General features: G+C 58.6%; 24 protein-coding genes. 16 read left to right on the top strand and 8 right to left on the bottom strand.

The genetic code is table 11. The annotated features are described in order from the left end of the window. Positions 1–56: 56 nt before the first annotated feature. Genes nuoG through nuoN form a run of 8 tightly spaced genes read left to right on the top strand, consistent with a single transcriptional unit; the run spans position 57 to position 10051 of the window. Positions 57–2771 carry an NADH-quinone oxidoreductase subunit NuoG gene (nuoG, locus tag QRN31_RS22770; RefSeq protein WP_285434694.1) on the top strand — a complete coding sequence of 905 codons (2715 nt, stop codon included), beginning with the start codon at positions 57–59 and terminating at the stop codon, positions 2769–2771. Continuing rightward, on the top strand, positions 2768–3775 hold the full coding sequence (nuoH, locus tag QRN31_RS22765; RefSeq protein ID WP_046032492.1) for an NADH-quinone oxidoreductase subunit NuoH: 1008 nt from the start codon (positions 2768–2770) through the stop codon (positions 3773–3775). Before nuoG ends, nuoH begins: the two co-directional genes overlap by 4 nt. 12 nt (positions 3776–3787) lie before the next feature. Then, positions 3788–4333 (top strand): NADH-quinone oxidoreductase subunit NuoI, encoded by a 546-nt coding sequence (gene nuoI, locus QRN31_RS22760; protein ID WP_197678900.1) that lies wholly within the window; start codon positions 3788–3790, stop codon positions 4331–4333. Positions 4334–4342: 9 nt separating this feature from the next. After that, entirely contained in the window at positions 4343–4846 is a 504-nt protein-coding gene (nuoJ, locus tag QRN31_RS22755) for an NADH-quinone oxidoreductase subunit J (protein ID WP_259156478.1), read from the top strand. Between the two features lie 2 nt (positions 4847–4848). Beyond that, positions 4849–5157 carry an NADH-quinone oxidoreductase subunit NuoK gene (nuoK, locus tag QRN31_RS22750; protein ID WP_007946416.1) on the top strand — a complete coding sequence of 103 codons (309 nt, stop codon included), beginning with the start codon at positions 4849–4851 and terminating at the stop codon, positions 5155–5157. Next, complete coding sequence (gene nuoL / locus QRN31_RS22745) at positions 5154–7007, top strand: NADH-quinone oxidoreductase subunit L (protein WP_259156484.1); 1854 nt, start codon at positions 5154–5156, stop codon at positions 7005–7007. Before nuoK ends, nuoL begins: the two co-directional genes overlap by 4 nt. A 40-nt stretch (positions 7008–7047) precedes the next feature. Continuing rightward, the gene (nuoM, locus tag QRN31_RS22740; protein ID WP_285434693.1) at positions 7048–8580 is read left to right on the top strand and encodes an NADH-quinone oxidoreductase subunit M; all 1533 of its coding nucleotides are present in this window, start codon (positions 7048–7050) and stop codon (positions 8578–8580) included. Positions 8581–8587: 7 nt separating this feature from the next. After that, a complete protein-coding gene (nuoN, locus tag QRN31_RS22735; protein ID WP_090185674.1) occupies positions 8588–10051 on the top strand; it encodes an NADH-quinone oxidoreductase subunit NuoN in 1464 nt (487 codons plus the stop codon). Positions 10052–10118: 67 nt separating this feature from the next. On the opposite strand, the gene QRN31_RS22730 is transcribed toward nuoN, so the two are convergent. Next, entirely contained in the window at positions 10119–10583 is a 465-nt protein-coding gene (locus tag QRN31_RS22730) for a GNAT family N-acetyltransferase (protein ID WP_285434691.1), read from the bottom strand. Positions 10584–10911: 328 nt separating this feature from the next. On the opposite strand from QRN31_RS22730, the gene QRN31_RS22725 reads away from it, so the two are divergent. The 6 genes from QRN31_RS22725 (at position 10912) to QRN31_RS22695 (ending at position 16025) form a co-directional block, all read left to right on the top strand. Continuing rightward, positions 10912–11169 carry a hypothetical protein gene (locus tag QRN31_RS22725; protein WP_285434690.1) on the top strand — a complete coding sequence of 86 codons (258 nt, stop codon included), beginning with the start codon at positions 10912–10914 and terminating at the stop codon, positions 11167–11169. Between the two features lie 425 nt (positions 11170–11594). Continuing rightward, positions 11595–12290: a hypothetical protein gene (locus QRN31_RS22715; RefSeq protein ID WP_285434688.1), complete on the top strand. Its 696-nt coding sequence runs from the start codon at positions 11595–11597 to the stop codon at positions 12288–12290. Positions 12291–12809: 519 nt separating this feature from the next. Further along, positions 12810–12938, top strand: a complete 129-nt coding sequence (locus QRN31_RS22710; RefSeq protein WP_269458062.1) for a hypothetical protein — start codon at positions 12810–12812, stop codon at positions 12936–12938. 44 nt (positions 12939–12982) lie between these two features. Further along, positions 12983–14218: a YcaO-like family protein gene (locus QRN31_RS22705; RefSeq protein ID WP_285434687.1), complete on the top strand. Its 1236-nt coding sequence runs from the start codon at positions 12983–12985 to the stop codon at positions 14216–14218. Then, positions 14215–15159 (top strand): class I SAM-dependent methyltransferase, encoded by a 945-nt coding sequence (locus tag QRN31_RS22700; RefSeq protein ID WP_285434685.1) that lies wholly within the window; start codon positions 14215–14217, stop codon positions 15157–15159. The genes QRN31_RS22705 and QRN31_RS22700 overlap by 4 nt, the downstream gene beginning before the upstream one ends. Next, positions 15159–16025: an alpha/beta fold hydrolase gene (locus QRN31_RS22695; protein ID WP_285434683.1), complete on the top strand. Its 867-nt coding sequence runs from the start codon at positions 15159–15161 to the stop codon at positions 16023–16025. The genes QRN31_RS22700 and QRN31_RS22695 overlap by 1 nt, the downstream gene beginning before the upstream one ends. Before the next feature lie 96 nt (positions 16026–16121). On the opposite strand, the gene QRN31_RS22690 is transcribed toward QRN31_RS22695, so the two are convergent. From QRN31_RS22690 to QRN31_RS22660, 7 genes are all read right to left on the bottom strand, one after another. Beyond that, positions 16122–16322, bottom strand: a complete 201-nt coding sequence (locus tag QRN31_RS22690; RefSeq protein ID WP_285434682.1) for a co-regulatory protein PtrA N-terminal domain-containing protein — start codon at positions 16320–16322, stop codon at positions 16122–16124. Positions 16323–16616: 294 nt separating this feature from the next. Then, positions 16617–18359: an ABC transporter substrate-binding protein gene (locus QRN31_RS22685; RefSeq protein WP_285434681.1), complete on the bottom strand. Its 1743-nt coding sequence runs from the start codon at positions 18357–18359 to the stop codon at positions 16617–16619. 47 nt (positions 18360–18406) lie between these two features. Further along, positions 18407–18679 carry a DUF2160 domain-containing protein gene (locus QRN31_RS22680; RefSeq protein ID WP_285434680.1) on the bottom strand — a complete coding sequence of 91 codons (273 nt, stop codon included), beginning with the start codon at positions 18677–18679 and terminating at the stop codon, positions 18407–18409. Positions 18680–18689: 10 nt separating this feature from the next. Further along, the gene (locus QRN31_RS22675; RefSeq protein ID WP_285434679.1) at positions 18690–19490 is read right to left on the bottom strand and encodes a carbohydrate ABC transporter permease; all 801 of its coding nucleotides are present in this window, start codon (positions 19488–19490) and stop codon (positions 18690–18692) included. An 8-nt stretch (positions 19491–19498) separates the two neighbouring features. Then, the gene (locus QRN31_RS22670; RefSeq protein WP_208669050.1) at positions 19499–20365 is read right to left on the bottom strand and encodes a carbohydrate ABC transporter permease; all 867 of its coding nucleotides are present in this window, start codon (positions 20363–20365) and stop codon (positions 19499–19501) included. Beyond that, the gene (locus QRN31_RS22665) at positions 20362–21459 is read right to left on the bottom strand and encodes an ABC transporter ATP-binding protein (protein WP_285434678.1); all 1098 of its coding nucleotides are present in this window, start codon (positions 21457–21459) and stop codon (positions 20362–20364) included. Before QRN31_RS22665 ends, QRN31_RS22670 begins: the two co-directional genes overlap by 4 nt. Then, positions 21459–22553, bottom strand: a complete 1095-nt coding sequence (locus QRN31_RS22660; protein ID WP_285434676.1) for an ABC transporter ATP-binding protein — start codon at positions 22551–22553, stop codon at positions 21459–21461. The genes QRN31_RS22665 and QRN31_RS22660 overlap by 1 nt, the downstream gene beginning before the upstream one ends. A gap of 388 nt (positions 22554–22941) precedes the next feature. Between QRN31_RS22660 and QRN31_RS22655 the strand changes: the two genes are divergently transcribed. Next, positions 22942–24804, top strand: coding sequence for a sigma-54-dependent Fis family transcriptional regulator (locus tag QRN31_RS22655; RefSeq protein ID WP_285434675.1), 1863 nt, complete (start codon positions 22942–22944; stop codon positions 24802–24804). Positions 24805–25056: 252 nt separating this feature from the next. Further along, positions 25057–25929: an undecaprenyl-diphosphatase UppP gene (gene uppP / locus QRN31_RS22650; RefSeq protein WP_285434673.1), complete on the top strand. Its 873-nt coding sequence runs from the start codon at positions 25057–25059 to the stop codon at positions 25927–25929. Positions 25930–25935 lie beyond the last annotated feature (6 nt).

Here is a 25935-nt window from a genome sequence, read left to right as displayed (position 1 = left end):
AACAAGATTCCATTAGCCACGCCCGCTGACACCGGGCCAACGAAGAACTTTGAACCATGGCCACTATCCACGTAGACGGCAAAGAGCTCGAAGTCGATGGGGCAGACAACCTGTTACAGGCATGTCTGTCGCTAGGCCTCGATATCCCTTATTTCTGCTGGCACCCAGCCCTTGGCAGCGTTGGCGCTTGCCGCCAGTGCGCGGTCAAGCAGTACACCGACGAGAACGACAAGCGTGGTCGGATCGTCATGTCGTGCATGACGCCGGCGACCGACGGCAGCTGGATCTCCATCGACGACGAAGAAGCGAAAGTGTTTCGCGCCAGCGTCGTTGAATGGCTGATGACCAACCACCCTCACGACTGCCCGGTCTGTGAAGAAGGCGGTCACTGCCACCTGCAAGACATGACCGTGATGACCGGCCACAACGAGCGCCGTTATCGCTTCACCAAGCGCACTCACCAGAACCAGCAACTGGGCCCGTTCATTTCCCACGAAATGAACCGCTGCATCGCTTGCTACCGCTGCGTGCGCTTCTATAAGGATTACGCTGGCGGCACCGACCTCGGTGTGTTCGGCGCCCACGACAACGTGTACTTCGGTCGCGTTGAAGACGGCACCCTGGAAAGCGAGTTCTCCGGCAACCTCACCGAGGTCTGCCCGACCGGTGTGTTCACCGACAAGACTCACTCCGAGCGTTACAACCGCAAGTGGGACATGCAGTTCTCGCCGAGCATCTGTCATGGCTGCTCAAGCGGTTGCAACATCTCCCCGGGCGAACGCTACGGTGAACTGCGTCGTATCGAAAACCGCTTCAACGGTTCGGTCAACCAGTACTTCCTGTGCGACCGTGGCCGTTTCGGCTATGGCTACGTCAACCGCAAGGATCGTCCGCGTCAGCCATTGCTGGCCAACGGCGCCAAGCTGACCCTGGACGAAGCGCTGGATAAAGCCGCTGACCTGCTGCGCGGTCGCAACATCGTCGGTATCGGTTCGCCGCGTGCCAGCCTCGAAAGCAACTACGCGTTGCGTGAGCTGGTTGGCGCCGAGCACTTCTACTCCGGCATCGAAGCCGCTGAGCTGGAGCGCATTCGTCTGGTCATGCAGGTGCTTAAAGACAGCCCGCTGCCGATCCCGAACATGCGCGACATCGAAGACCACGACGCGATTTTCGTTCTTGGCGAAGACCTGACCCAGACCGCTGCGCGCATGGCCCTGTCCCTGCGTCAATCGGTCAAGGGCAAAGCCGAAGACATGGCCGACGCCATGCGCGTTCAGCCGTGGCTCGACGCCGCCGTGAAGAACATCGGTCAGCACGCGCTGAACCCGCTGTTCATCGCCAGCCTGGCTGAAACCAAGCTCGACGACATCGCCGAAGAATGCGTTCACGCTGCACCGGACGACCTGGCCCGCATCGGTTTCGCCGTGGCTCACGCCCTGGACGCCAGCGCACCGGCCGTCGAAGGCCTGGATGCTGAAGCCCTTGAACTGGCCAAGCGCATCGCCGACGCCCTGCTCGCGGCCAAGCGTCCATTGATCATTGCCGGCACCTCATTGGGTTCCAAAGCACTGATCGAAGCCGCCGCGAACATTGCCAAAGCCTTGAAGCTACGTGAGAAGAACGGTTCCATCAGCCTGATCGTGCCAGAGGCCAACAGCCTCGGCCTGGCCATGCTCGGTGGTGACTCGGTCGACGACGCCCTGCAAGCGGTGATCGACGGCCGTGCCGACGCCCTCGTCGTGCTGGAAAACGATCTGTACACCCGCACCGACAAAGCCAAGGTTGATGCCGCCCTGAACGCCGCGAAAGTGGTGATCGTCGCGGACCATCAGAAGACTGCCACCAGCGATCGCGCGCACCTGGTTCTGCCAGCCGCCAGCTTCGCTGAAGGCGACGGTACGCTGGTCAGCCAGGAAGGCCGCGCCCAGCGCTTCTTCCAGGTGTTCGACCCGACTTACCTCGATGCGAGCATCCTGGTTCACGAAGGCTGGCGCTGGCTGCATGCCCTGCGCGCGACCCTGTTGAACCAGCCGATCGACTGGACCCAACTGGACCACGTCACCGCAGCCGTGGCTGCAAGCACGCCGCAACTGGCGCGCATCGTCGACGCCGCACCGTCCGCCGCATTCCGTATCAAAGGCCTGAAACTGGCGCGCGAACCGCTGCGCTACTCCGGTCGTACCGCCATGCGCGCCGACATCAGCGTGCACGAACCGCGTACGTCCCAGGACAACGACACTGCGTTCTCGTTCTCCATGGAAGGCTACTCGGGCTCGGTCGAACCGCGTCAGCAAGTGCCATTCGCCTGGTCTCCGGGCTGGAACTCGCCGCAAGCCTGGAACAAGTTCCAGGACGAAGTCGGTGGTCACATCCGCGCTGGCGATCCGGGCACCCGCCTGATCGAAAGCACCGGTGATTCGCTGAACTGGTTCGCCGCTGTTCCACGTGCGTTCAACCCGGCGCCGGGCACCTGGCAGGTCGTGCCGTTCTTCCACCTGTTCGGCAGCGAAGAAAACTCTTCCAAAGCCGCACCGGTTCAAGAGCGCATTCCGGCCGCTTACGTGTCGCTGGCCAAGTCCGAAGCCGACCGCCTGGGTGTCAATGACGGCGCCATGCTCAGCTTGAACGTTGCTGGCCAGACCTTGCGTCTGCCGCTGCGCATCAACGAAGAGCTGGGTGCTGGCCTGGTGGCATTGCCGGCCGGTATCGCCGGCATTCCGCCCGCGATCTTTGGCAAAACCGTTGATGGTCTGCAGGAGGCAGCGCAATGACTTGGTTCACTCCTGAAGTGATCGCAGTGATCATCTCGGTCATCCAGGCCATCGTGATTCTGCTCGCCGTGGTGGTCTGCGGCGCGCTGCTGAGTTGGGTCGAGCGTCGTTTGCTCGCCCTCTGGCAGGACCGTTACGGTCCGAACCGCGTCGGCCCGTTCGGCGCGTTCCAGATCGCGGCCGACATGATCAAGATGTTCTTCAAGGAAGACTGGACGCCGCCGTTTGCCGACAAGATGATCTTCACCCTGGCACCGGTCGTGGCCATGAGCGCCCTGCTGATTGCCTTCGCGATCATCCCGATCACCCCGACCTGGGGCGTGGCGGACCTGAACATCGGCATCCTGTTCTTCTTCGCCATGGCCGGCCTGTCGGTCTACGCGGTGTTGTTCGCCGGCTGGTCGAGTAACAACAAGTTCGCCCTGCTGGGCAGCTTGCGGGCCTCGGCACAGACCGTGTCGTACGAAGTGTTCATGGGCCTGTCGCTGATGGGCATCGTGATCCAGGTCGGCTCGTTCAACATGCGCGACATCGTTGATTATCAAGCGCAGCACCTGTGGTTCATCATTCCGCAGATCTTCGGTTTCCTGACCTTCTTCATCGCTGGCGTCGCCGTGACTCACCGTCACCCATTCGACCAGCCGGAAGCGGAACAGGAACTGGCCGACGGTTACCACATTGAATACGCCGGCATGAAATGGGGCATGTTCTTCGTCGGCGAGTACATCGGCATCGTGTTGATTTCGGCGCTGCTGGTGACCTTGTTCTTCGGTGGCTGGCACGGTCCGTTCGACATTCTGCCGCAGATCCCTTTCATCTGGTTCGCGCTCAAGACCGCGTTCTTCATCATGATCTTCATCCTGCTGCGCGCCTCGATTCCGCGCCCACGGTATGACCAAGTGATGGATTTCAGCTGGAAGTTCTGCCTGCCGCTGACCCTCGTCAACATGCTGGTGACCGCTGCGATCGTGTTGCTCAACACGCCCGCCGTCGCGGCTCAGTGAGGATAGAGAATCATGAAGTACATATTTGACATCGTGCATGGCTTCTTCACCCAGCTTCGCAGCCTGGTGATGATTTTCAGCCACGCCTTCCGCAAGCGCGACACGCTGCAGTACCCGGAAGAAGCCGTGTACCTGCCGCCGCGCTACCGTGGCCGTATCGTCCTGACCCGCGACCCTGATGGCGAAGAGCGTTGTGTAGCCTGCAACCTGTGCGCCGTGGCGTGCCCGGTCGGTTGCATCTCGCTGCAGAAAGCCGAAACCGAAGACGGTCGCTGGTACCCGGACTTCTTCCGCATCAACTTCTCGCGCTGCATTTTCTGCGGCCTCTGCGAGGAAGCCTGCCCGACCACCGCGATCCAGCTGACACCGGATTTCGAGATGGCCGAGTTCAAACGTCAGGACCTGGTTTACGAGAAAGAAGATCTGCTGATCTCCGGCCCCGGCAAAAACCCTGATTACAACTTCTATCGTGTTGCAGGTATGGCGATTGCCGGTAAGCCAAAAGGCGCCGCGCAAAATGAAGCCGAACCGATCAACGTGAAGAGCTTGCTGCCTTAAGGAAGAAAGATGGAATTCGCTTTCTATTTCGCATCGGGTATCGCTGTGGTTTCCACGCTTCGCGTGGTCACCCACACCAACCCTGTGCACGCCCTGCTCTACCTGATCATTTCGCTGATTGCCGTGGCGATGACGTTCTTCGCCCTCGGCGCACCGTTTGCCGGTGTGCTGGAAGTGATCGCCTACGCTGGCGCCATCATGGTGCTGTTCGTGTTTGTGGTGATGATGCTGAACCTGGGGCCCGCCTCGGTTCAGCAAGAACGCGTCTGGCTCAAGCCCGGCATCTGGCTCGGCCCGGTGATTCTCGGTGCCCTGCTGTTGGCCGAGTTGCTGTACGTGCTGTTCAGCCACCAGACCGGTCAGGCCGTCGGCCACACCACCGTCGACGCGAAGGCCGTGGGCATCAGCCTGTTCGGTCCTTATCTGCTGGTGGTCGAACTCGCCTCGATGTTGCTGCTTGCGGCAGCCGTCACGGCGTTCCACTTGGGCCGCAACGAAGCCAAGGAGCAATGACGATGCCTGCTATCCCTATGGAGCATGGTCTGGCGGTCGCCGGCATCCTGTTCTGCCTCGGTCTGGTCGGCCTGATGGTCCGGCGCAACATTCTTTTCGTGCTGATGAGCCTGGAGGTCATGATGAATGCCTCCGCGTTGGCGTTCATCGTTGCCGGTAGCCGCTGGGCGCAGCCGGATGGACAGATCATGTTCATCCTGGTGATCAGCCTGGCAGCCGCCGAGGCCAGTATTGGCCTGGCGATTCTGTTGCAGCTGTATCGCCGCTTCCACACTCTCGATATCGACGCTGCCAGCGAGATGCGCGGATGAATCTTCTCTATCTGACTTTCGTATTCCCTCTCATAGGTTTTCTGCTGCTGGCGTTCTCACGCGGTCGCTTTTCGGAAAACCTGTCGGCGCTGATTGGCGTCGGTTCCATCGGCCTGTCTGCCATCGTCGCGGCCTACGTGATCTGGCAATTCAACGTCGCCCCGCCGGAAGGCGGCCACTACACCCAGGTGTTGTGGCAGTGGATGGCGGTGGAAGGCTTCACGCCTAACTTCGCGCTGTACCTGGATGGCCTGTCCGTGACCATGCTCGGTGTGGTCGTCGGCGTCGGCTTCCTGATCCACCTGTTCGCGTCCTGGTACATGCGCGGTGAAGCCGGTTACTCGCGCTTCTTCGCCTACACCAACCTGTTTATCGCCAGCATGCTGTTCCTGGTGCTGGGCGATAACCTGTTGTTCCTGTACTTCGGCTGGGAAGGCGTGGGCCTGTGCTCGTACCTGTTGATCGGTTTCTACTACAGCAACCGCAACAACGGCAACGCGGCACTCAAAGCCTTTATCGTCACCCGTATCGGCGACGTGTTCATGGCCATCGGCCTGTTCATCCTGTTCCAACAGTTGGGCACGCTGAACATTCAGGAGCTGCTGGTCAAGGCACCTCAGCACTTCCAGTCCGGTGACTTCTGGATCGTCCTGGCGACCCTGATGCTGCTGGGTGGCGCTGTCGGTAAATCCGCGCAACTGCCACTGCAAACCTGGTTGGCGGATGCGATGGCCGGTCCTACCCCGGTTTCGGCACTGATCCACGCTGCAACCATGGTGACCGCCGGTGTCTACCTGATCGCCCGTACCCACGGCCTGTTTGCGTTGGCGCCGGACATCCTGCACCTCGTCGGCGTTGTCGGTGGCGTGACCCTGGTGCTGGCCGGTTTTGCCGCACTGGTTCAGACCGACATCAAACGTATCCTCGCCTATTCGACCATGAGCCAGATCGGCTACATGTTCCTGGCCCTGGGCGTTGGTGCATGGGATGGCGCGATTTTCCACCTGATGACCCACGCCTTCTTCAAGGCACTGTTGTTCCTTGCCTCCGGTGCGGTGATCGTTGCCTGCCACCACGAGCAGAACATCTTCAAGATGGGCGGCCTGTGGAAGAAACTGCCGCTGGCCTACGCCAGCTTCATCGTCGGCGGCGCGGCATTGTCTGCCCTGCCACTGGTGACCGCAGGCTTCTACTCCAAGGACGAAATCCTCTGGGAAGCGTTTGCCAGCGGCAACCACGGTCTGCTGTACGCAGGTCTGGTCGGCGCGTTCATGACGTCGCTGTACACCTTCCGCCTGATCTTCATCACGTTCCACGGTGAAGCGAAGACCGAAGCGCACGCCGGTCACGGCATCGCTCACTGGCTGCCACTGTCGGTGCTGATCGTGCTGTCGACCTTCGTCGGCGCCATGATCGTTCCACCGCTGCACGGCGTGCTGCCGGAAAGCGTTGGTCATGCCGGCGGCGAAGCCAAGCACAGTCTGGAAATCGCCTCGGGCGCCATTGCCCTGTCCGGTATCCTGCTGGCCGCGCTGCTGTTCCTCGGCAAGCGTCGTTTCGTCACTGCAATCGCCAACAGCGGCATCGGCCGCTTCCTTTCGGCCTGGTGGTTCGCTGCCTGGGGCTTCGACTGGATCTACGACAAACTGTTCGTCAAGCCATACCTTGCGATCAGCCACGCACTGCGCAAAGACCCGCTCGACCAGACCATCGGTCTGATCCCGCGTATGGCCAAAGGCGGTCACACCGCCCTGAGCCGTACCGAAACCGGTCAACTGCGTTGGTACGCGGCATCGATGGCAGCCGGCTCCGTGCTGGTCATCGGCGCCATCGTGCTGGTAGCGGTCTGAATATGAACCTTGCGAACTTGCGAAAGGAATTGAGCCCGTCATGATTCTGCCTTGGCTAATCCTGATCCCCTTCATCGGCGGCCTGCTGTGCTGGATGGGTGAGCGCTTCGGCGCTACCCTCCCCCGCTGGATTGCGCTGTTGACCATGACCCTGGAACTCGCGCTCGGCCTCTGGCTGTGGGCCCACGGTAATTATTCATTTGCTCCGGCGCCTGGCGCCGATCCGGTCTGGGCGCTTGAGTTCAAGCACATCTGGATCCAGCGCTTCGGCATCAGCGTGCACCTGGCCCTCGACGGCCTGTCGCTGTTGATGATCCTGCTGACCGGTCTGCTGGGTATCCTCTCGGTGCTCTGCTCGTGGAAAGAGATCCAGCGTCACGTTGGCTTCTTCCACCTGAACCTGATGTGGATCCTGGGCGGTGTCGTCGGCGTGTTCCTCGCCCTCGACCTGTTCATGTTCTTCTTCTTCTGGGAAATGATGCTGGTGCCGATGTACTTCCTCATCGCGCTCTGGGGTCACAGCTCTTCGGACGGCAAGAAAACCCGGATCTACGCGGCGACCAAGTTCTTCATCTTCACCCAGGCTTCCGGCCTGATCATGTTGGTGGCGATCCTGGGTCTGGTGCTGGTCAACTTCAACGCCACCGGCGTAATTACCTTCAATTACTCCGATCTGTTGAAAACCAAGATGTCGCTCACCACCGAGTACATCCTGATGCTCGGCTTCTTCATCGCGTTCGCGGTGAAGCTGCCAGTCGTGCCGTTCCACTCCTGGCTGCCTGACGCTCACGCTCAGGCACCGACCGCAGGTTCCGTCGACCTGGCCGGTATCTTGTTGAAGACTGCGGCTTACGGCCTGTTGCGTTTCGCCCTGCCGCTGTTCCCGAATGCCTCGGCCGAGTTCGCGCCGTTCGCCATGACCCTGGGTCTGATCGGGATCTTCTACGGTGCTTTCCTGGCGTTCGCGCAAACCGACATCAAGCGTCTGATCGCCTACTCCTCGGTTTCCCACATGGGCTTCGTGCTGATCGGCATCTACTCCGGCAGCCAACTTGCGCTGCAGGGCGCGGTAATGCAGATGCTGGCACACGGTCTGTCGGCGGCGGCACTCTTTATCCTCAGTGGTCAGCTGTACGAGCGCACTCACACCCGCGACATGCGTGAAATGGGTGGCCTGTGGTCGAAGATCGCTTACCTGCCCGCCATCAGCCTGTTCTTCGCGGCTGCGTCCCTGGGCTTGCCGGGTACCGGTAACTTCGTCGGTGAGTTCCTGATCCTGATCGGCACCTTCGCCGCTGCGCCGTGGATCACCGCTATCGCAACGTCGGGCCTGGTGTTCGGTTCGGTCTACTCGCTGATCATGATCCACCGTGCCTACTTCGGCCCGTCCAAATCGGACGCAGTGTTGCATGGCATGGACGGTCGCGAACTGATCATGGTGGTTGGCCTGGCGGCGCTGCTGATTTACATCGGCGTGTACCCGCAGCCGTTCCTCGACACTTCTGCCGCGACGATGCATGGCGTGCAGCAGTGGCTTGGCTCCGCCTTCACTCAACTCGCTTCGGCCCGGTAAGAGCGCTATGGAATTCACGACTCAACACTTTATCGCGCTTGCGCCGTTGTTGATCACCAGCGCCACGATCATCGTGGTGATGCTGGCAATCGCCTGGCGCCGCAACCACTCGCAGACCTTCCTGATTTCCGTGGCAGGTCTGAACCTGGCATTGCTGTCGATCCTGCCAGCCCTGAAAGTCGCGCCTCTGGCCGTGACTCCGTTGCTGCAGATCGACACCTTCGCCTGCCTGTACATGGCGCTGATCCTGGTCGCCACCCTCGCCTGTGTCACCCTCGCCCACGCCTACCTCGGCGATGGCGGTTCGGGTTACCCGGGCAACCGTGAAGAACTTTACCTGCTGATCCTGATGTCTGCCGCTGGCGGCCTGGTATTGGTCAGCGCGCAACACCTGGCCGGTTTGTTCGTCGGTCTGGAGCTGCTCTCGGTACCGGTCTACGGTCTGGTGGCCTACGCCTTCTTCAACAAGCGTTCGCTGGAAGCCGGTATCAAGTACATGGTGCTGTCGGCCGCCGGTTCCGCGTTCCTGCTGTTCGGTATGGCGCTGCTGTATGCCGACTCCGGTAGCCTGAGCTTCGTTGGCATCGGCCAGGCCCTCGCGGCCACCGGCCTGCCAAGCTCGCTGGCGCAACTGGGCCTGGGCATGATGCTGATCGGTCTGGCATTCAAGCTGTCGCTGGTGCCGTTCCACCTCTGGACCCCGGACGTTTACGAAGGGGCTCCGGCTCCGGTGGCGGCGTTCCTGGCCACCGCCTCCAAAGTCGCGGTGTTCGCGGTGATGGTGCGTCTGTTCCAGATCTCCCCGGCGGCAAGCAGCGGTGTACTGAGCGACGTACTGACCATCATCGCCATCGCGTCGATCCTGTTCGGTAACCTGCTGGCACTGACCCAAAGCAACCTCAAGCGTCTGCTGGGTTACTCGTCCATCGCTCACTTCGGTTACCTGCTGATCGCCCTGGTGGCGAGCAAGGGTCTGGCCGTGGAAGCCATCGGCGTGTACCTGGTCACCTACGTCATCACCAGCCTCGGCGCGTTCGGCGTGATCACGCTGATGTCCTCGCCGTACAACGGTCGTGACGCCGATGCCCTGTACGAGTACCGCGGCCTGTTCTGGCGCCGTCCGTACCTGACTGCCGTACTGACCGTGATGATGCTGTCCCTGGCCGGTATCCCGCTGACCGCGGGCTTCATCGGCAAGTTCTACATCATCGCCACCGGTGTCGAATCGCATCAATGGTGGCTGGTCGGCTCCCTGGTACTGGGCAGCGCCATCGGCGTCTTCTACTACCTGCGCGTCATGGTCACCCTGTACCTGATCGAGCCAAACCTGCGTCGCCACGATGCGCAACTGCATTGGGAACAACGTGCAGGCGGCGTGATGCTGCTGGCCATCGCCGCACTGGCGTTCTTCCTGGGTCTGTATCCGCAGCCATTGCTGGTGCTGGTTCAGCAGGCGGGCCTGGCGGGTTGATCGTTTAGTCGATACTCGGTAGAAAACAGAAACGGCACCTTCGGGTGCCGTTTTTGTTTTTGGGCCATTAGAGTATTTTCACCATCGGCACGCAGGCCAGTTGCAGACCTGAAGGTGACTGGTAAATCGCACTCCCCTCCCCGATGTATCCGCAGCGCCTATAGAAATCAGCGGCATTCAACGTCGCATCAAGACATACCTCGGTCAGCCCCAAATCCCGCGCCCGATCTTCAAGAAAACACAAAACACGCTTGCCCAGCCCGCGCTGCATGAAATCCGGGCGAATGAAGATTGCACCGATTTCACGGTGCTCCAGATCGAGCATGCCGGTCGCCACGGGCTCGCACTCAACGCAGCCCAGATAGAAGTGCTTGTCCATCAGCGTGTCGTAGCCGTCTTCGGCCGAACCTTTGGTCCAGTCGAGCATTTGCTGTTCGCTGTAGGCACCGATGCATTGATGTCGAATAGCTAACCGACGGATGTCAAATGCAACCTGGGCGTCGCTTGGGGTGGATCTTCTGATCTCGAACATCTCTCTCTCCATGAGCCATGCACGGACAGGGCATGAAAAAGCCCCGTCCATCTCTGGCGGGGCTTTGGGTAACACGTCAAATGCCGAGCACGTATGACCTTATGGCCCGCCGGAAGCGGTCATAGAGGAGCACATTATGGTCATTCGATATTGGGCATTCATGGTTGGATAGTGCTGTGGATTGCTCCGACACGTCAATCGAAGCCGCCAACCGCGACTGGCGCCTACATTGGAATGGTGTGCGCTCTGTAAGAGCTGCCGCAGGCTGCGATCTTTCTATCTTGAATGCCCTCTCCTTTTTAGGAATTTGCCTGCAAAGCGTTGAGCAATGGCTGACATTCCGCAGAAGGCATTTGAAGCTAACTTTGAAGATCACCTATCGAGTGGAGATCCAAGAACCATGAAGCGGACTATTTTTTTAGAGTTGATGGATGGCCTTGATGCGATAGCCAAAGAACGCCGAGGCAAAATCACCTTGAAAAAAACGCGTGTTAAACGGATCGGTGCCATGAAGGGCAAACTCGTATTTCCAAATGACATCGATACCTCTCTGTCAGACAACCAGCTAGATACGTACGAAAGCTAGAAGCCACATCTGCGCACATGAATGTATCAGCCCCATCCTGACCAATGTGGGAGCGAGCCTGCTCGCGATGGCGTCGGCATGTTCAACATCTGACAAATCTGTAATTCCCGCATCAACTTGGCGTTATCCGCAGCTTGTAACGATGTCACCCGGCAACCATGCCGGCAGGCCCTTGCCCGCCGAACAATAAAACCCACGCCGTAGCACGTTCGAATCCGACTTTACCTAAGGCACTGTCCGGGTCAGTGTTGATCCATTTGCAATGATTGACCTGAAGCTAGATACCGGTGACGGGCGCAACGGTGGCCACCGTTCGTTTGACGTGCTGCCGGCCAGGCGCCGGGACGAATACATCGCCGTGGCTTTTCAGATGCGCGACATTAGAATGGCATCACTTAAAAGCTGTAAATCAAAAGGAATGAATCGTGGTCGTACTAATAGGGCTGGTGGCGTTGTTTGGATTGCTGTCTTTGGTGGTGGCGGTTGTCGGGCTGATAGCGCCGACTGTTTTCAAGAGCAAAAAAACCGGCAAGGTCCCGACACGATGGACCTTGTTCATGGGTGGGTTGGGCTTCATGCTTCTTGCCTCTGCTCTTGTTGACTACCTCAACCCCAAAACTCAAGGCTTTGAGTCCGTGGCAACTGTTGAAGCAAACGCCAACCGTTCCGCAAACTCCATGGGTTTGACTGTCAATGAGTTCCATAACGCGTTCAACGACGCTATAGGTCGATACAACAAGGAATTCAAAACTGCCGACTTTGAAGTTCAGACGGGTGGGGCCACCGACACGTTCTCGCATGCTTTCAGCGAGGACCTGGCGATGATGGGAACCATCGATAAAAATGACGGCAACGTGGACATGGTGATGCTTGCCATTTCACCGAATGAGGAGCAGTCACTTCAGATATTTGCTGTTCTGCTTGCGATCACTGAAGCACTCAACCCTGGCATCCCAGTGGATCAGAACAAAAAAATGGTCATGGACGTTTTCCATGAGTCTGTCAAAAATTTCGACTCTAAAGAACCAACCAAGCGCAAGGTTGGCGACCTCAATTACTCAGCGACGACGACTCGTTACACAGGAATGATGTTTTCTATCGTAAAAAGCAGCAAAAACTGAGACATCTAGAACACTAAAGAAACCGCGACCCTCAACGGGTCGCGGTTATTCAAGGAATGCCAAGCGCTTGAAAAAGCACTGAAGGTGGTCTCAAGCAAACGCCCCGACGTGTTCGGGGCGTTTTCATTTGTGCAGAAAGCAAAGACTTCTACCGGTTGAATTTGAGGGGTAAACACGCATCGCCGTCTGAAGAAACTTCAAACGCGGTAGGAAAAATCTCCGCGCACCACCTGTAAAAGAACGAAAACAAACTCATCATTGCGATTCGGCTACCCAACTCTCTGAGTTTTCCCACATCCCATTTCCCCCATCGCTGCAGCGAATACGGTGTTTACTCGGCGTCCGCCCCTGTTTACGAAACAAAGTCGTCAATCGCGGATTAATGTGTTTGTGTTTCCTTACACCTAAAACGACGACACTGTAACTTCCCGTCATTTTTGACCGCCCAACTTCCAACTTATACAGTTGCTCCGTGCTTGATTAAGCACGCCACTATCCAACAATAAAGAGAGTTTACCTATGGGTTACCTTGTCAGCTGGAACGCAAATAAAGTTATCGATCTGAAACAACAGGACACCCCCACAGCAGAGCAAATTGAACAACTGCAACTGACCGAGGATGAACAGGCAGAACTGGAAGCCGTTTAAGAAAGCGGGGGGCAAATGCCCCCCGTTTTTCAAGGGAGGGAACAATGGATAACTTTACACGTGCAGAACGAGAACTCACCCTCGCTCAGGCTGAAAAGAGGATTCACGCCGAACTGGAAACCCTGGGGATTCGCGCAGAACCCCGCACACTCGGACAAAAGATTGTCGCGGTGCATGTCTCGGCTAGTGTTGGCAATCAACAGGGCGTCGCCAGAGCGGCGGGAAAAGGTTACCTCCATCACGCCCAGGTAGGCGCACTTTACGAAACACTGGAACATTACCTAAGTGATCACTTCAGCTCCTGCGATATTCACTGCATCGCCCCGCACTACTTTTCCGACTCATCACTATTTATCGATGACACTGTTCTTTCTACTCTCATCGACCAAGCCGATGCCTTGACAGCCTGTAGAACTTATACAGATTTTTTCAAAAAAACTTCATTCTCTTACCCCGTCGCGCTATGCACACCCGACTATTCACGCCGGCCACTGGAACAAGACACTACGAACTACGGCGTATTACGGCGATATGCCTCTAACAGTGGAACTGCCATTGGCGCGAGTTACGACGAAGCGGTCTTGCATGCGGCAAATGAATGCATCGAGCGTGATGCGGTCTCGCTGTTTCTGCTGGAGCATTTTTACTACGAGAACCGGCCTGTGTTGCGCCGGGTTGGGCGCGTGGCAGATCACGAAGAATTGGGTCAACTGTGGTCGGACGCCGAAGCGGAGATCGGAGCGGAAATAATCCTGATCGACATCAGCACTGAATTCCTGCCACGCACCTTTCTGGCGTTCACAACCGAACCTGGTCCCCATCCTCGCGTGTTCGGCAGCGGTACCTCGATCAGCGCCCGACATGGCGCGTGGCGGGCGCTGACCGAACTCGTCCAACTGCATCACGGGGCCTCGGAGCCAGAACTGCAACACTACCTGAGTAATGCGCAACGGCATTTGAGCAAATTTCCTCGCCTGCTCCGCTGCCTACAATTCGATCTGTATCCACTGCTTACCCAGTGCGAGCAATTCACGGTCGAATTACCCGAAACTTTCAATGAGCGACCGTTGGCCGAGCAAATCAATTGGCTGGCAGAAGATCTCCACCAGCATGGGCGTGCGCTGGGGGTCACCGAACTGCATCAGACGCCGTTGGGGACCACGCTGGTCAACGTCGTCATTCCGGGGCTGGAGCGTTTTTTTGTGGTGTCCAGCGGCAATGTGGTGATACCGCAGGCACGAGGACGGCGCCTGCAAAGGAACCCGGGAGTGGCAACATGACCCCTGCCCTTCATCGAGAACACCGCCTCGCTCGATCATTTCTCCGGCGCAAGGCATCGCCGGGCGAGCTCGACAGCTTCATCGAACCCTTCGGCTCGGGCCTGCACCATTTGTTTTTCCTGCGTATCGGCGACAACGAATGGGTCGGCCGCAAAGTCCTGCAACACAGCGAGACGGTCGGCTGGCACATCAGCAGCGTGCTCCAACCCTGGATGCTGCTCGGACCGCTGGCGGAATGGCATTGGGGCAATCAAGGCGCCGTGATCTATTTCCAGGCAGTATCTGCACAGGAGAAAGAAACCGCGTTCCATAACGCACTGACACAGTCGGGCAGCGAAGTGCGATTTCCGTTTCCTGCCATGGATGACAGCGGCCGAGAGTGCGTCTGCCCGCCCGAGTACTGGCAATATACTGAGTTGCTCGCCACGCAGCTGGATGCTGACGAACTGCATTTTCGCCAGCATTGCACGAGCCTGATCAATTCCCTGTCATCTCCCGGCGCGGTGATCCATGACCCGGCGTGTTCGACGGGCGAGTTCATCGCGCACCTCGCTGGCGAACTCCCGGATCGCCAATGCCTGGGGTCTGATCGCTCAGCGTCGATGATCGAATATGCCAAAAAGCATCATGGCACTTCAGCCGCCCGGTTCTACCTGGCCGATGCCAGCCACATTGCGACAACAGGTATTCAATGCGATGTGCTGATCCTGCGTTTCCTCAATGCCGAAGTGATGACGCGCAAGGACGCGCAGCAAGCGTTCCTCGATATGGCAGCCGCCGTTAAACCGGGAGGCACGATTCTCCTTTTCGGCCATACGCCGGTGCTGATCGCCGTGCCCTATATGGCTCAGATGCTCAAGCTTGAACTGATATCCAGCGTAGCGGCCCGTCCCGGCCACACGGAATTGTTTCAGTTCTACAGGCTGAGGACACCCGCCTAATGGTGAACAGTGGCTACTTCTCGACTGGCGACGGTCACCAACTCTATTGGGAGCGACACGGCACACCAGGTGGCGAACCGATATTTTTCCTGCATGGCGGACCGGGGGGTAGCAGCGACAGACGTCATCTGGCGTTCTTCGATGAGCGCTGTTTCGATATTATTCTGTTCGATCAGCGTGGCTGCGGGCGCTCCGCTCCCCATGGCGAACTCGAACACAACGACACAAGGCTTTGCATCGAAGACATCGAAGCCCTGCGGCAGCATCTGGGGTTCGAAACGATCAGCATGCTCGGCGTCTCGTGGGGCAGCTGGCTGGCCATTCAATACCAGCAACGCTATCCAGAGGCCGTTCTGAAAACCACACTGGTCTCAGTATTCGTGCCGTTTGCAGCCAACGTAAGTGCCTACGATCAAACCTTGAATGGCGGCCTGTCGGCCATTGCCCATGGGGCATGCGCCGTCAGTGCCGGCGCGATCTACCAGGTCCTGAACAATGGCTGCGCAATCCAGCAGCGTCAGGCGGCCCTCCACTGGTTAAGGGCGACATTGCAATTGAGCGGACAATCGATGCAGCCGAGCGCACTCGAAGCATTCGTTGACGACGAAGCCGTGCGCGCTGTCCGCCTGGAGTTGCATTACCACGTAAACCAGTACTTCTTCACAACCGCGGACGAAGCGCCTTCGCTTTATGCCCAGACTGAAGTGATCCAAGGCATCAGCGATACCTTCGGCATGGCCAGCGTTCGCTGGCTTCGGCGGCACCAGCCGCTACGATGCCGGCTTCTCAACGCCGGACACAACGCCTTCGAGCTGGCGATTCTGAAAACCGTGCGCCAGTCGTTGAAACGTGAACATATCCGCTGATAAGAGATCGCACTATGGTGCGTGACATTTTTCCGAACTGATGGAAGGCATTAAAGATCTCGCAGATGAGCGACAAGGAAGGGTCGCTCGACACGCTTACAAGTCCTTGGTCTTGTCGTCCTTCTTCTCAGCCAACACGACGGGATCACGCGCCTGTTCTTTGGCGACAAACGCCTCCATCGAGCGGTCATTGGCCGCCATCATTTTTTCAAAGGCTCGGTCGCCACCACCTTCAGCCAAAACAACGGAAGACATCACCAACGCTGCTGCAAACGCACTCAGTTGTGCAAGTTTCATATTTGATTCCTCGTTTAATTAACTAACGAGATCAAAGTAACAATCCGAACCTTTCATGAAGGTGGCGCGCAAATTACATATCCGTTATGTGGCCGCAGGGTGTGCAGCAGCTGTCTCAGTTCTCCGATGACCTGACCCAGGTTTTTACTGGGCACGCCGATCAGCAAGTTGATGGGCAAGTCACCGGTAACGGCGCAATACCTGTGGGAGCCGGGCTTGCCCGCGATGGCGGCGGAACAGGCACAAAGCAAAACGGCACCTTTCGGTGCCGTTCGCGTTTCACATGACAGCCTCTTACTTGCGTGCATCCGCCCACGACTTCAGCAGTTCGTTGTAGCTCACGGTTTCGCCTTTCGGTTTCTCGTTCGCCAGTTTCGGCTTCGGTGCACCCGGCTGATCGAACCAGTACTGCGCATCGCGCTCGGCGTTCATTTTCGGCGCGCACACGGCTTGCGCTTTCGAGCGTTCCAGGCGCGTCATGATCGCGTCCTGATCCTTGGCCAGGCCATCCAGCGCCTGTTGCGGGGTTTTGTCGCCGCTGGCGGCTTCGGCGATGTGGCTCCACCACAGTTGAGCCAGACGCGGATAGTCCGGCACGTTGGTCCCGGTCGGGGTCCATTGCACGCGGGCCGGGCTGCGGTAGAACTCCACCAGCCCACCGAGTTTCGGCGCTAGGTCAGTCATCGCTTGCGAGTTGATGTCCGACTCGCGGATGGGCGTCAGGCCGACGATGGTTTTCTTCAACGATACGGTTTTCGAAGTCACGAACTGCGCGTACAGCCAGGCCGCCAGTTTCTGTTTCTCAGGTGTGGACTTCATGAACGTCCACGAACCCACGTCCTGATACCCAAGCTTCATGCCCTCTTCCCAATACGGTCCGCGTGGCGATGGTGCCATGCGCCATTTCGGCGTGCCGTCGGCATTCACCACCGGCAGACCCGGTTTGGTCATGTCCGCAGTGAACGCGGTGTACCAAAAAATTTGCTGGGCGATGTTGCCTTGGGACGGCACCGGGCCGGATTCGGAGAAGGTCATGCCCGCCGCTTCCGGTGGCGCGTATTTCTTCATCCAGTCGACGTATTTGGTGGTGGCAAACACCGCCGCCGGGCCGTTGGTATCGCCCCCGCGGGTCACGCTGGAGCCAACCGGATGGCAGTCTTCGACACGAATGCCCCACTCGTCCACCGGCAAACCGTTGGGCAAGCCCTTGTCACCGCCGCCGGCCATGGAGAACCAGGCATCGGTGAAGCGCCAGCCCAGGGACGGGTCTTTCTTGCCGTAGTCCATGTGGCCGTAAATCCGTTTGCCGTCGATCTCCTTGACGTCTTCGCTGAAGAATTTGGCGATGTCTTCATAGGCAGACCAGTTCACCGGCACGCCCAGCTCGTAACCGTATTTATCCTTGAACTTGGCTTTCAGCTCCGGCCGTTCGAACCAGTCGGCGCGGAACCAGTAGAGGTTGGCGAACTGTTGATCGGGCAATTGATAGAGCTTGCCGTCGGGCGCAGTGGTGAAGGAGGTGCCGATGAAGTCCTTGAGGTCCAGGGTCGGCGAGGTGAAGTTTTTACCTTCATTGGCCATCAGGTCGGTAATGGCTTCGGTCTTGCCGTAACGGAAATGCGTGCCGATCAGGTCCGAGTCGTTGACCCAACCGTCATAGATGCTCTTGTCGGACTGCATCACGGTCTGCAGTTTCTCCACCACGTCGCCTTCTTGCAGCAGATCGTGGGTGACTTTGATCCCGGTGATCTCGGTGAAGGCCTTGGCCAACACCTTGGACTCATACTCGTGCGTGGTCAGGGTTTCGGAAACGACCTTGATGTCCATCCCGCGAAACGGCTCCGCGGCCTTGATGAACCACTTCAGTTCTTCAAGCTGTTGATCCGCCGTCAGGGTTGACGGTTTGAACTCGCTGCCAATCCATTTCTTCGCCGCCTCTTCATAGGCATCGGCCCAGGCCGATGCGCTCAAACCGCTGAGTGCCAGCATGGCTGCCAATGAAATGCTATGTCGCAGCTTATTGTTTTTGTCGAACATAGAGACCTCCTGTTTAGGTTTTGGAGCACGATTGCCGAGCGATTCGACTAGCCCCACCGCATCACAGCCAACAGCCACACCAGGGACAACGCGAACGCAACCCAGATGCTCCAGTCGGTGACGCCAATTACCAGCAAATGCAGGTAGGCGCTGCCGAGAAGACCGATAAACAGCCGGTCGCCACGGGTCGTGGCAATCGGCAAAAGACCACGCCGAGGGACACTCGGCGACCGTAATTCCCAAGTCGTCATGCCGACCAGCATCAAGGCAATGACGCCGAAAAACGCCGCCGTGGGGCCGGTCCAACTCATCCATTCCATCATCAGTTCCTCAGACCCGGCCCAGGGCAAAGCCCTTGGCCACGTGGTTGCGAACAAACCAGATCACCAGCATGCCCGGCAGGATGGTCAACACCCCCGCCGCTGCCAGTACTCCCCAGTCAATGCCGGACGCCGAGACCGTTCGGGTCATCACCGCCGCGATCGGCTTGGCATTCACCGACGTCAGCGTCCGTGCCAGCAGCAGTTCGACCCAGGAGAACATGAAGCAGAAGAACGCGGTGACGCCGATTCCGGAGCCGATCAGCGGGACGAAAATCTTCATGAAGAACTTGGGAAAACTGTAGCCATCGATGTAGGCCGTTTCGTCGATCTCCTTCGGAACGCCAGACATGAAGCCCTCGAGGATCCACACCGCCAACGGCACGTTGAACAGGCAGTGCGCCAAGGCCACGGCGATGTGCGTGTCAAACAGGCCGATCGAGGAATACAGCTGGAAGAACGGCAGCAGAAACACCGCCGGCGGTGCCATGCGATTGGTCAACAACCAGAAAAACAGGTGCTTGTCGCCCAGGAAGCGATAACGCGAGAACGCATAAGCCGCCGGCAGCGCCACGCTCAGGGAGATCACCGTGTTCAGGCTCACGTAGTACAGCGAGTTGAGATAACCGGTGTACCAACTCGGGTCGGTGAAGATCACCTTGTAGTTGGCGAAGGTGAAATCCTGCGGAAACAGCGTCAGACCGCCAAGGATTTCGGTATTGCTCTTGAAGGACATGTTCAGCAGCCAGTAGATCGGCACCAGCAGGAACAGGATGTAGATCAGCAACGGGATTAGCTTTCGCTTGCTCATGGCAGACCTCAGCGGTTGGCGTCAGAGTGAGTCATGGCGGTGTAGAACAGCCAGGACACCAACAGGATGATCAGGAAGTACACCAGCGAGAACGCGGCGGCCGGCCCCAGGTCGAATTGCCCTACAGCCATCTGGGTCAGTGTCTGACTCAGGAAGGTGGTGGCATTGCCCGGGCCGCCACCGGTGAGCACGAACGGTTCGGTGTAGATCATGAAACTGTCCATGAAGCGCAGCATCACCGCGATCAACAGCACGCTCTTGAGCTTGGGCAACTGGATGTGGCGGAACACGGCCCAGGCCGACGCCCGATCGATCCGCGCCGCCTGGTAATACACGTCGGGAATGGCCCGTAACCCGGAGAAACACAACAGCGCCACCAGCGAGGTCCAGTGCCAGACGTCCATCACCAGCACCGTGACCCAGGCATCCATGGTGTTCGCCGCATAGTTGTAGCTGATGCCCATGGCGTTGAGGCTCGACCCCAGCAAGCCAATATCGGCCCGACCGAAGATCTGCCAGATGGTGCCGACCACGTTCCATGGAATCAGCAGCGGAATCGCCAGGATAATCAGCACCAGCGAAGACCAGCGGCCCTTGGTCGGCATGGTCAGGGCGATGGCGATACCCAGCGGGATTTCAATCAGCAGTACGCAGCCCGAATAGATGAACTGGCGCAACAGCGATTCGTGCAGCCTTGGGTCCAGCAGCACCTGCTTGTACCAGTCGGCGCCGACGAAGTAGCGGCTGGACTGGTCGAAGATGTCCTGCACCGAATAGTTGACCACGGTCATCATCGGGATCACCGCGCTGAACGCCACCAGCAGGAACACCGGCAGGACCAGCCACCAGGCCTTGTTGTTTTGCACCTTGTTCATGGCTGCGTCTCCAGCAAGTAATCGTCGGCATAGACCATCAGCCACTGCGCCGGAAAGCTGATGTAAGCCGTGCCTTCAGGCACTGGCTTGTCTTCGGCCATGCGCACCTTCAGCGGCGCGCCGTCGAGGCTCAGGGTCAGGATCTTGTAGGTGCCGAGGTCTTCGACGTGTACGACTTGTGCCTGCATCGCGTCATCAACCGGTTCGTCCCACACATGCACGAATTCGGGACGGATGCCGACCTTCAGGGTTTTCCATTGCGACTCGGCGATGCGTTGTTGTTGCGCGTCCGACAACGGCAGATGCGTCGAAGCAAAACCGACACCGCCCGCTTGTGGCTGCACCTGAATCAGGTTCATGCCGGGGCTGCCGATGAAGTAGCCGACAAAGGTGTGGCTTGGCCGCTCGAACAATTCGCGCGGCGTACCGAACTGCACTATTTGTCCGCCGTACATCACCGCAATCTTGTCAGCGAACGTCGAAGCCTCCAGCTGATCGTGGGTGACGTAGACCATAGTGATGTTGAATTGCTCGTGGATCTGCTTGAGCTTGCGCCGCAGCTTCCACTTCAAGTGCGGGTCGATCACCGTCAGCGGTTCATCGAAGAGGATCGCCGAGACGTCATCGCGTACCAGCCCGCGGCCCATGGAGACTTTCTGTTTTTCATCGGCGGTGAGGTTGCGCGCCTTCTTGCTAAGCAGCGCCTGCAGGTCGAGGACCTCGGCAATTTCCTGCACCTTGCTGTGAATTTTCGCCTCGGCCATGCCCTGGTTACGCAGCGGGAAGGCCAGGTTGTCGAACACCGTCATGGTGTCGTAGACCACCGGAAACTGGAAAACCTGGGCGATGTTGCGCTTCTCCGGGGTCAGATCATTGACCGCTTTGCCGTCGAACAGGACATGGCCCTGGGACGGACTGAGCAACCCGGAAATGATATTGAGCAACGTCGATTTGCCGCAGCCCGAAGGACCGAGCAACGCGTAGGCCCCACCCTGCTCCCAGATGTGGTCCATCTCACGAATCGCGTAATCCTCGGGGCCAGTCGGCGTGCGGGTGTAGCTGTGGGCGAGATTCTGCAATCGTATTTCGGCCATCAGGCAACCCTCGAGATACGACGACCGGGCGCCTGGACCAGCCGTCCCTGCGCATCGAAGACAAACAGTTTATGGGTCGGGATGTAGATGCGGATCGGCGCATCGACGTCGTACTCGTGCACGCCGGGCAAGTGCAGCACCAACAGGAAATGTTCGTTGCGTACGTGCAAGAACGTTTCGGAGCCGCTGATCTCGGCCACCTCGACGGTCACCGCGAGTTCCAGGTCATCGTCGTTGCTCGGCACCAGCGAAATGTGGCTGGGGCGCACGCCAAAGCGGAACTCGCCTTCGCCCACCGGGCGCAAATCCACATTCAACGGGAAGTGCACGAAGTTGGCGAAGCTGACCTCGTTGCCGGCGATACGGCCCGGCATCAGGTTGATCGGCGGCTCGGAGAACAACTCCGCCGCCAGCACCGTTTGTGGCTGGTGATAGACCTGCGAAGACTTGCCGCTCTGAATCACCCGGCCTTCATGAAGAATGGTCGTGGTGCCGCCCAGCGCCAGTGCTTCGTTGGGTTCAGTGGTGGCATAAATAGCGATGGTGTGGCGAGCCTTGAACAGCTCGCGCATTTCCTGGCGCAGCTCCTCGCGCAGTTTGTAGTCCAGGTTCACCAGCGGTTCATCGAACAGGATCAGCTCGGCATCCTTGACCAGCGCCCGGGCCATCGCCGTGCGCTGTTGCTGGCCGCCGGACAGTTCGAGGGGATGGCGCTGGAGGAATTTCTCGATGCGCAACATCTTCGCGGTTTCCAGCACTTTGCTCTGGATCAGCTCGTTGGAAACGCCGCCCTGGCGCAAAGGCGAGGCGATGTTCTCGAACACCGTCATGGTCGGGTAATTGATGAACTGCTGATACACCATCGACACGTTGCGCAAACGCACCGGGCGCTGCGTGACGTCGACGCCATTCATCAGGATGCGGCCGCTGTCGGGCTTGTCCAGACCGGCCATCAGGCGCATGAGACTGGTTTTGCCGGACAGCGTGCGCCCGAGCAAAACGTTGAAGGATCCGGGTTCGAAACTCAGGTTCGCATCGTCGATCCAGGTCTGGCCCTCGACGGTACGGCTGACGTGCTCCAGGGTTAATGACATGGCTCGGCCTTTTTTATTATTTGGAGTCAAGCGACCCCAGGCACAGAGCGAGTTTCATGCCAGAAAATGCAAGCCGTTGATCCGCCTTGAAAAACTTCGAAACAGCGGCAAGCCTGCTTTCGTTGCTGAACAGAAATGAACAATCACGCTTGAACAACTGAACAATCGAACCGTTGACAATGAACAATAGTGAACAACACTCTACGGATGTTTTTCGCCTTCCCTGAGCAAGGCCGCAATTGAGAAACCTGTGGGAGCGAGCCTGCTCGCGATAGGAGTGAGGCAGTCGACATCACTATTGACTGACCCACCGCTATCGCGAGCAGGCTCGCTCCCACAGGGGAATACCTATAACAACAATAAAAGTGTTACTCAGAGGCTGACTGTCATGGCCGCACCTGCGCCCGTTTTGTCCCACGACGCAATCATCCAGGACTCCTGGTCCCGTTGCCGCGCATTTGGCCTCAATCATCAGAGTGCCCCGGCGTTCGATCAGCTACCGGCGGCGGACATCGCGCAGTTGCTCGAGCGCCAGCATTCACTGGTGCAGACCACGCATCAGGAAGTCCTGCCGTATTACGAAAACATTCTGAGCAACTCCAATTGCCTGATCATGCTCGCTGACAACCAGGGCCAGGTGCTGACCTCATGGGGCACTCAGCGCTTCATCGAGCCGAGTCTGACCCGCGGTTTCAACGCGGGCGCCAGCTGGATGGAGCGTTGCAGCGGGACCAATGCAATCGGCACCGCGCTGACCTGCGAGCAAGCCGTGCACATCGAGCACGATGAGCACTTTCTCAAAGCCAACCGTTTCATGACAGGGTCCGCCGCGCCGATTTTCGATGCCGAGCGCAAGGTGATTGCGGTGCTGGACGTGTCCAGTGACAGCTACCTGCCGCCCTCCCACACCCTTGGCATGGTCAAGATGATGAGCCAGACCGTGGAGAACCGGCTGATCCTCAACCTGTTCCATGGCCAGCACTTTCAATTGACGTTCAATACCGGGTTGAACAACCTCGACAGCCAATGGGCCGGGTTGTTGATCTTCGATGAAACCGGACAAGTGCTCTCGGCCAACCGCCGTGCCGATAACTTGCTGGGCATCAGCCTGTCGCGGGTCAGCGTTGACAGCCTGTTCAAAGTCTCGCTACTGGAACTGCTGAACCAGCCCGAAGGCCTGCCTTTTTCCCTGCAAGCAGCCGGTCGCAACCGCTTTCAGTGCGTGCTGAAACGGCCGAAGCAGGCACCGATCCATGCGCGGCTTTTCTCTGAAATGAAGAGCACTGAACCCGCGCGCACCGAACCTGCCGAAACAGCGCCCGCCGCGATCAACCTCAACACCCTGCACTTCGGCGACAGCCGCGTGGAAAAAGCCGTACGGCAGGCCGAGCGTTTGCTGGAGAAGGACATTCCGCTGTTGATTCACGGTGAAACCGGGGTCGGCAAGGAAGTGTTCGTCAAAGCGCTGCACCAGGCCAGCTCGCGCAGCAAACAACCGTTCATTGCCGTGAACTGTGCAGCGATCCCCGCCGAACTGGTGGAGTCCGAGCTGTTTGGCTACGAGAAAGGCGCGTTCACCGGCGCCAACCAGAAAGGCAGCATCGGACTGATCCGCAAGGCCGACAAAGGCACGCTGTTTCTTGATGAAATCGGCGACATGCCGCTGCCGACCCAGGCACGGCTGTTGCGGGTGTTGCAGGAACGTTGTGTGCAACCGGTGGGCAGCAGCGAGTTGTTCCCGGTGGATCTACGCATCATCTCGGCGACTAACCGCTCGTTGCGCGAGCAAGTGCAACTGGGGCGCTTTCGCGAAGACCTGTATTACCGCATCGGCGGCTTGACCCTGGAATTGCCGCCGCTACGGGAACGCAGTGACAAGCAGGCGCTGTTCAAACGCTTGTGGGAGCAACACCGAGAACCCTCGCAATGGGCCGGGTTGAGCCGCGAGGTGATGGAATTGTTCGGTCGTCATCCGTGGCCGGGGAATTTACGCCAGGTCAGCAGCGTGATGCAGGTAGCGCTGGCCATGGCCGAGGAACAGCCGGTGCGACCGGAGCATTTGCCGGATGATTTTTTTGTGGATCTGGAGATGGAGCCGGTTGAACCAACGGAGCCGCTGGCGGCTGACTTGAATGATGCCGAGGATTTGAATCGGTTGTTGCAGGCGGCAGGGGGGAATATTTCGCATCTGGCGCGGCGATTGGGTGTGAGCCGAAATACCCTTTACAAGCGATTGCGTCAGGCTGAGTGACGGGTTGGCTTGGCGGGCCTCTTCGCGAGCAAACCCGCTCCCACACCCTATTTCCGTCGATCTGATGTTTGTGGATATAACCATTCCCCTGTGGGAGCGGGCTTGCTCGCGAAGACGCCGGTTCAATCACCGCAAAACCATCAACTAAACCATTGACCGAACAGACTAGTCTGTGACGAAATGTTTCCGCTTTTCACCTCATGCCTTTTGATTCAGAACCTCCGTCCTCCTGATCCTCACAGGATAAGCGCTTTGACCAACATCTGTTCTACCGGCCTCGATATCGGCTTCGCCTCACTGGATTACCTGCAAATCGGCTTCCTGGGCATCGTTCAGGGCATCACCGAGTTGTTGCCCGTTTCCTCCACCGCGCACATGCGCATCGTGCCCGCCCTGCTCGGCTGGCCGGATCCCGGCTCGGCGTTTTCCGCGGCCATGCAGTTGGCCGCACTGGCGGCGGTGGTCAGTTATTTCTGGCGTGATGTCAGCCAACTCGTCAGCGGCAGTATCGGCGCCGTACGCCAACGCGATTTCAGCAACCAGTGGTTCGTCCTCGCAGTGGCCATCGTACTGGCGACCATCCCTATCGGCATTGCTGGCATCGCGTTGTCCTCGACGCTCAACGCTTGCAACTCGCCGTTGCGCGGGCTGATGGTGATCGGGATTTCCTGCGTGGTCATGGCGGTGTTGTTGGCGGCCGCCGAACTCAGTTGCCGACATCGCCGCACTGTGGGCGAAATGCGCCTGCGCGATGCGCTGATCGTCGGCATTGCGCAGATCGGCGCGCTGATTCCCGGGGTGTCGCGTTCGGGCTCTACACTCACAGCAGCGCTGTTCCTCAACTTCAAACGTGAAGAGGCTGCACGGTTCTCCTTTTTGTTGGGGCTGCCCGCCATCGCCCTGGCCGGTTTGAAGGAGCTGTGGGTGTTGTTCCATGCCGATCTGCCCGCGCAAGCCTGGGCACATCTGATTTTCGGCCTGGTGATCGCCAGCATTTCGGCATTTTTCGCCATCTGGGGCCTGATGCGTTTTCTGGAGAAGTTCTCCACCTGGCCGTTTGTCATCTACCGCGCTGTGCTCGGGATCTTCCTGATTGTCGCGGTCAGCACCGGTCTGCTGAGCTGACACCCG

The sequence above is a fragment of the Pseudomonas sp. fls2-241-R2A-110 genome, assembly GCF_030209165.1.
Classification (GTDB): Bacteria; Pseudomonadota; Gammaproteobacteria; order Pseudomonadales; family Pseudomonadaceae; genus Aquipseudomonas.
The sequence above is the reverse complement of the archived record's forward strand: the minus strand, read 5'-3'. Positions and strand labels throughout refer to the sequence as shown.

Excerpts from the sequence above, each read along its gene's own strand:
- QRN31_RS22690 (WP_285434682.1), bottom strand. The coding sequence starts at position 16,322 with ATGAAACTTGCACAACTGAGTGCGTTTGCAGCAGCGTTGGTGATGTCT.
- nuoK (WP_007946416.1), top strand. The coding sequence starts at position 4,849 with ATGCCTGCTATCCCTATGGAGCATGGTCTGGCGGTCGCCGGCATCCTG.
- QRN31_RS22660 (WP_285434676.1), bottom strand. The coding sequence starts at position 22,553 with ATGTCATTAACCCTGGAGCACGTCAGCCGTACCGTCGAGGGCCAGACC.
- nuoN (WP_090185674.1), top strand. The coding sequence starts at position 8,588 with ATGGAATTCACGACTCAACACTTTATCGCGCTTGCGCCGTTGTTGATC.
- QRN31_RS22710 (WP_269458062.1), top strand. The coding sequence starts at position 12,810 with ATGGGTTACCTTGTCAGCTGGAACGCAAATAAAGTTATCGATCTGAAA.
- nuoM (WP_285434693.1), top strand. The coding sequence starts at position 7,048 with ATGATTCTGCCTTGGCTAATCCTGATCCCCTTCATCGGCGGCCTGCTG.
- nuoI (WP_197678900.1), top strand. The coding sequence starts at position 3,788 with ATGAAGTACATATTTGACATCGTGCATGGCTTCTTCACCCAGCTTCGC.
- QRN31_RS22705 (WP_285434687.1), top strand. The coding sequence starts at position 12,983 with ATGGATAACTTTACACGTGCAGAACGAGAACTCACCCTCGCTCAGGCT.
- QRN31_RS22700 (WP_285434685.1), top strand. The coding sequence starts at position 14,215 with ATGACCCCTGCCCTTCATCGAGAACACCGCCTCGCTCGATCATTTCTC.
- QRN31_RS22680 (WP_285434680.1), bottom strand. The coding sequence starts at position 18,679 with ATGGAATGGATGAGTTGGACCGGCCCCACGGCGGCGTTTTTCGGCGTC.
- QRN31_RS22685 (WP_285434681.1), bottom strand. The coding sequence starts at position 18,359 with ATGTTCGACAAAAACAATAAGCTGCGACATAGCATTTCATTGGCAGCC.
- nuoH (WP_046032492.1), top strand. The coding sequence starts at position 2,768 with ATGACTTGGTTCACTCCTGAAGTGATCGCAGTGATCATCTCGGTCATC.
- nuoG (WP_285434694.1), top strand. The coding sequence starts at position 57 with ATGGCCACTATCCACGTAGACGGCAAAGAGCTCGAAGTCGATGGGGCA.
- nuoL (WP_259156484.1), top strand. The coding sequence starts at position 5,154 with ATGAATCTTCTCTATCTGACTTTCGTATTCCCTCTCATAGGTTTTCTG.
- nuoJ (WP_259156478.1), top strand. The coding sequence starts at position 4,343 with ATGGAATTCGCTTTCTATTTCGCATCGGGTATCGCTGTGGTTTCCACG.
- QRN31_RS22730 (WP_285434691.1), bottom strand. The coding sequence starts at position 10,583 with ATGTTCGAGATCAGAAGATCCACCCCAAGCGACGCCCAGGTTGCATTT.
- QRN31_RS22725 (WP_285434690.1), top strand. The coding sequence starts at position 10,912 with ATGGCTGACATTCCGCAGAAGGCATTTGAAGCTAACTTTGAAGATCAC.
- QRN31_RS22675 (WP_285434679.1), bottom strand. The coding sequence starts at position 19,490 with ATGAGCAAGCGAAAGCTAATCCCGTTGCTGATCTACATCCTGTTCCTG.
- QRN31_RS22695 (WP_285434683.1), top strand. The coding sequence starts at position 15,159 with ATGGTGAACAGTGGCTACTTCTCGACTGGCGACGGTCACCAACTCTAT.
- QRN31_RS22670 (WP_208669050.1), bottom strand. The coding sequence starts at position 20,365 with ATGAACAAGGTGCAAAACAACAAGGCCTGGTGGCTGGTCCTGCCGGTG.
- QRN31_RS22655 (WP_285434675.1), top strand. The coding sequence starts at position 22,942 with ATGGCCGCACCTGCGCCCGTTTTGTCCCACGACGCAATCATCCAGGAC.
- QRN31_RS22665 (WP_285434678.1), bottom strand. The coding sequence starts at position 21,459 with ATGGCCGAAATACGATTGCAGAATCTCGCCCACAGCTACACCCGCACG.